We start from the raw sequence: 4,217 nt of genomic DNA, 5'->3' as shown, positions 1-4,217 counted from the left end.
TCCCGGCCTGCACCGTGCCGCGCAGCGCGAAGACGCCGGGCCGGGACGAGGAGGCGGGCAGCTTGATGCCGATCCGGGCCAGGCTGGCGTCGAGGTCCTTGCCGACCACCGACAGGTCGCCCTGCAGCCCGCCATCGGGCCGCAGCAGGCCGCCGAGCCGCGCCTCGGTGGCGTCGAGTCCGATGGTGGCGTTCACCGGCAGGGCGCCGAGCGGCGAGCGCGGCTGCAGCGACAGGTCGAGCGTCATCGGCACGCCGGCGACGACGCCGGTGCCGCTGATCGAGACCGGCCCGCTCCCGCCCGGCGCGATCAGCCGGACATCCGCCGTCTCGATTTCGAGCTGGCGGCCGCTGCGGCGGTCGAGCCACAGGACCGAGCCCTGGCGGATGGCGGCGCGGACGGAATCCAGCCGGCGGCCGACACTGTCGCCCAGCCCGTCCCAGGAGCGGCGGCCGTCCGGCAGCGTCTCCAGCGCCACGCTCGGCTGGTCGAAGGTGACGCCCACCACCTCGATCCGGCCGAGCAACAGCGGCAGCAGCGAAACCCGCAGGTCGACGCTGCTGGCGGCCAGCAGGTCCGGCACCGTGGCGCCCGGCACGCTGGCGACGCGGATGTCGCCGGCGACGAGGCGCGGCATCGGCAGCATCTCGAAGGAGACCGGCCCGTCGATGGTGACGGCGCGGCCGGTCAGCCCGCCGATCTCCTGCGCGATGCGGGCGCGGTAGGGGGTCCAGTCGATCTGCCCCGGCACCACGAGCACCGCGGCGACCAGCAGGACCAGGAGGAGGATGAGACCGAGGGCGAGTTTCTTCACGGCGCTGCAGGCGTCGTCCGGGGTTGCGACTCCGGCGCATGATCGGAAATTGCCGGCGGGATTCACAATACAAATCACAATTGAGACTGGAGCCCGTGCTGCCGCCTTATCCGCCGCCGCCGTTTCGGCTAGTCTCGACGGCACGGAGGGATGCGGAAAATGGGCGATGTGATCAATCTGCGGCAGGCGCGCAAAGCCAAGGCCCGCGCCGAGAAGGAAGCGCAGGCGCAGGAGAACCGCGCCCGCTTCGGCCGCACCGGGGCGGAGAAGCGGCGCGACGCCGACACGGCCGGGCGCGAGGAGCGCCGGCACGAGGGCCACCGCATCGAGCCGTCCCCGACCGATGGCGACAAGGACCCGGACGGGGGCGCCGCCTAGATGCGCTTCACGATCCGCGCCGCAGCCCTGGCTACTCTGCTCGGGCTGGTCCTGGCCGGCTGCGCCGGCCCCGCCCGGTCGCCCAAGGGCGGCGGCACCGGCGGCGTCGCCACCGATTTCCAGCATCTGCCGGGCTGGCAGGACGACGACGTCGCCGCCGCCCTGCCGGCGGTCTGGAACACCTGCAGCGTCTATGCCGCCAAGTCGCCCGGCACCCGGCTGAACTACAACGGCATCGACGGGCCGGTGTCGGACTGGGGGCCGATCTGCGATGCCGCCCACCGCCTGACCGGCCGCGACGAGGCCCAGGCCCGCCAGTTCTTCGAGACCTGGTTCACCCCGGTCGCCCTGACCGGCTTCGACGGCGGCGGGTACGGCCGCTTCACCGGCTATTTCGCGCCGGAGCTGAACGGCAGCCGGGTGCGCCGCGGCGCCTACCAGACGCCGCTGTACCGCACCCCGGACAATGCCCGCGACCGCCGCCGCAGCCGGGCCGAGATCGCCCGCGGCGCGCTGGACGGGCGCGGCTACGAGATCGCCTGGGTCGACGACCCGATCGACGCCTTCTTCCTGGAGATCCAGGGCTCCGGCAAGGTGCGGCTGGATGACGGCACGGTGATCGGCCTGAAGTTCGACGGCCAGAACGGCCAGCGCTACAAGGCGGTCGGCCGGGTGCTGGTCGATGCCGGCATCGCCACGCTGGACGAGATGTCGATGGGCTATATCCGCAACTGGATGATCGCCAACCCCGACCGGGCGCAGTGGCTGATGAACCAGAACCCGAGCTACGTCTTTTTCCGCGAGAAGGCGGCGGAGGACGTGATCGGCGCCCATGACGTGCCGCTGACGGCCGGGCGCAGCCTGGCGGTGGACAAGGACTACATCTCGCTGGGCACGCCGGTCTGGCTGGACATCGAGGACGACCCGACGGTGCCGGGCCGCACCCTGCGCCGGCTGGTGCTGGCCCAGGACATCGGCGGCGCCATCCGCGGCCCGATCCGCGGCGACCTGTACTGGGGCGAGGGCCACGAGGCCGGCGCCCTGGCCAGCGCCATGAACGCCGAGGGCCGCGCCTACATGCTGGTGCCGCGGGCGACGCTGGGGTTGAGCACGCCGGGAGGCTGAGGCCCATCCCTCTCCCGTCATTGCGAGGAGGCGAAGCCGACGAAGCAATCCAGGGGCCGGTGCGCACCGGCCCCTGGATTGCTTCGCTGCGCTCGCAATGACGGTGATGCGTTGTTCGCGGCCGGAGGTCACATTGGCAAAATTCAGGCATCCAGTCCTGCACGAATCGAAGGCAGGCGATGCGTGGCGCGCAATGGCGCCGCCGAATCGGCAGTCGTAAGGTGAGGATCGCGGCCTCGAGGCCGCTCTACGCCGGCCGCCGCCCCCATGACCGTCACGCTCGCCGCCCCGCCCCGCGCCTCCGTCGCCGCGGGCATCGGTTTCGCCTGTCTCGGCTTCGCCCTCTACACCTGCATGGATACCGCGGTGAAATGGGTGTCGGCGGGCTTCCCGCTGTACCAGGTGATCTTCTTCAACTCCGCCTTCGGCCTGCTGCCGATGCTGGCCTATGCCCAGATGACCGGCGGCGTCGGCCAGTTGCGCACGAAGCGGCTGTGGCTGCACGCCACCCGGTCGGCGATGGGCCTGGCGGGGTCCTTCACCTGCTTCCACGCCTATGCGGAGATGCCGATCGCCGACGTCTACGCCGTGCTGTTCTGCGCGCCGCTGCTGATCACCGCCCTGTCGGTGCCGATCCTTGGGGAATCCGTCGGGTGGCGGCGCTGGACCGCGGTCGGCGTCGGCTTCATCGGCGTCATGGTGATGCTGCGGCCGGGCGCCGGCATGGCCAATCCGGCGGTGCTGGGCGCGCTGTTCTCCGCCGTCGTCAACGCGCTGGGCTTCCTTCTGCTGCGCCGCTTCATCGCCAGCGAGAACCGGATCTCCTTCGGCTTCTACGCCAACAGCACCACGGCGATCGTCACCGGGCTGATGATCCTGGTGCTGGGCGGAGTGATGCCGGCGCTGCGCGACCTGCTGGCGATCGCCATCGGCGGCATCCTCGGGGGCACCGCCTATCTGTTCGTCACCAACGCCTACCGCCAGGCGCCGGCCGCGGTGGTGGCGCCGTTCCAGTACAGCCAGATGATCTGGGGCGTGGTCTCCGGCTACCTGCTGTGGCGCGACGTGCCGGACCCGACCATGCTGGCCGGGTGCGGCATCGTCATCGCCAGCGGCCTCTACATCCTGCACCGCGAGACGGTGCGGCAGGCGCCGGTGGCGCAGAACGCCACCCCGGCCGCCACCGTCGCCTCGGTGCCGTCGCCGATCAGGACGACCCAGGACCGGGCCCTCGGCTGAGCCGTTCGCGCACCTCCGGCGTCGCCAGGCAGGTGGCGACAGCCTCGTAGCCCGGCGCGCCGGGGCAGGCCGTGACATAGCTCGGCGGGCTGTGATTGGCCGGGCACAGCAGGATCGCCTCGTCCGGCCCGACCGCCGCCAGGTCGAGGATCGCGCTGGACCGGGTCATCAGGAACAGCGGCCGCCCCGCCGGCCCGCGGCGGCGCAGATGGGCGATCAGCGCCTCCTGCGTCGCGTGGTCCAGCCCCTGCTCCACCATGTCCACCACCAGCGCCGCCGGCCCTTCGGCCTCCAGCGCGGCCAGTAGGGCCATCAGCGCATCGGAGGCCGTGGCACCGTCCTCGACCAGCCAGGCCAGGATCCGCTCGACCCGGGTGCGGAGGTCCGGATCGGCGTCCAGCCGGGCGCGGACCGCAGCAATCGCCTCCTCCGACAGGCCCCGGTCCGGCAGCGGCCGCGCACGGAGCCAGGCCCCGGCTTCGGCGCCGTCCAATGCCATACGGTCGAGGCCGAGAAAGGCGGCGCCGGGCAGCGCCTCGGCCAGGCGCAGCGCCAGCCGGGTCTTGCCGCTGCCCAGCGGGCCGATGATGTAGGTGATCGGCCGGACCGGCCCGAGTTCGAAGCGCTCGCCGCCCCAGGGCCAGGGCAGGTCGAGGGCGAT

5 protein-coding genes are annotated in these 4,217 nt (G+C 72.2%); 3 read left to right on the top strand and 2 right to left on the bottom strand.

Annotated features, from left to right (window positions below):
- Positions 1-814 (bottom strand): AsmA family protein (locus P409_RS27985; protein WP_034846134.1); only part of this gene is annotated, 814 nt, incomplete at its 3' end.
- 159 nt (positions 815-973) lie between these two features.
- Between P409_RS27985 and P409_RS27980 the strand changes: the two genes are divergently transcribed.
- The 3 genes from P409_RS27980 (at position 974) to P409_RS27970 (ending at position 3,556) form a co-directional block, all read left to right on the top strand.
- Positions 974-1,192, top strand: coding sequence for a DUF4169 family protein (locus P409_RS27980; protein ID WP_034846132.1), 219 nt, complete (start codon positions 974-976; stop codon positions 1,190-1,192).
- Positions 1,193-2,317, top strand: a complete 1,125-nt coding sequence (gene mltA / locus P409_RS27975; RefSeq protein WP_034846130.1) for a murein transglycosylase A — start codon at positions 1,193-1,195, stop codon at positions 2,315-2,317.
- Positions 2,318-2,584: 267 nt separating this feature from the next.
- Positions 2,585-3,556 carry a DMT family transporter gene (locus P409_RS27970; RefSeq protein WP_052121489.1) on the top strand — a complete coding sequence of 324 codons (972 nt, stop codon included), beginning with the start codon at positions 2,585-2,587 and terminating at the stop codon, positions 3,554-3,556.
- Here the strand turns inward: P409_RS27970 and P409_RS27965 are convergent.
- The coding region (locus tag P409_RS27965; RefSeq protein WP_034846128.1) for an ATP-binding protein at positions 3,525-4,217 on the bottom strand (693 nt) is incomplete at its 5' end. The two genes, P409_RS27970 and P409_RS27965, sit on opposite strands and share 32 nt — an antisense overlap.

Origin of the sequence: Inquilinus limosus MP06 (assembly GCF_000767795.1) — a bacterium.
Lineage (GTDB): Bacteria > Pseudomonadota > Alphaproteobacteria > DSM-16000 > Inquilinaceae > Inquilinus > Inquilinus limosus_E.
Note: the sequence above shows the minus strand (reverse complement) of the source record. Positions and strands in the feature narration are given on the sequence as shown.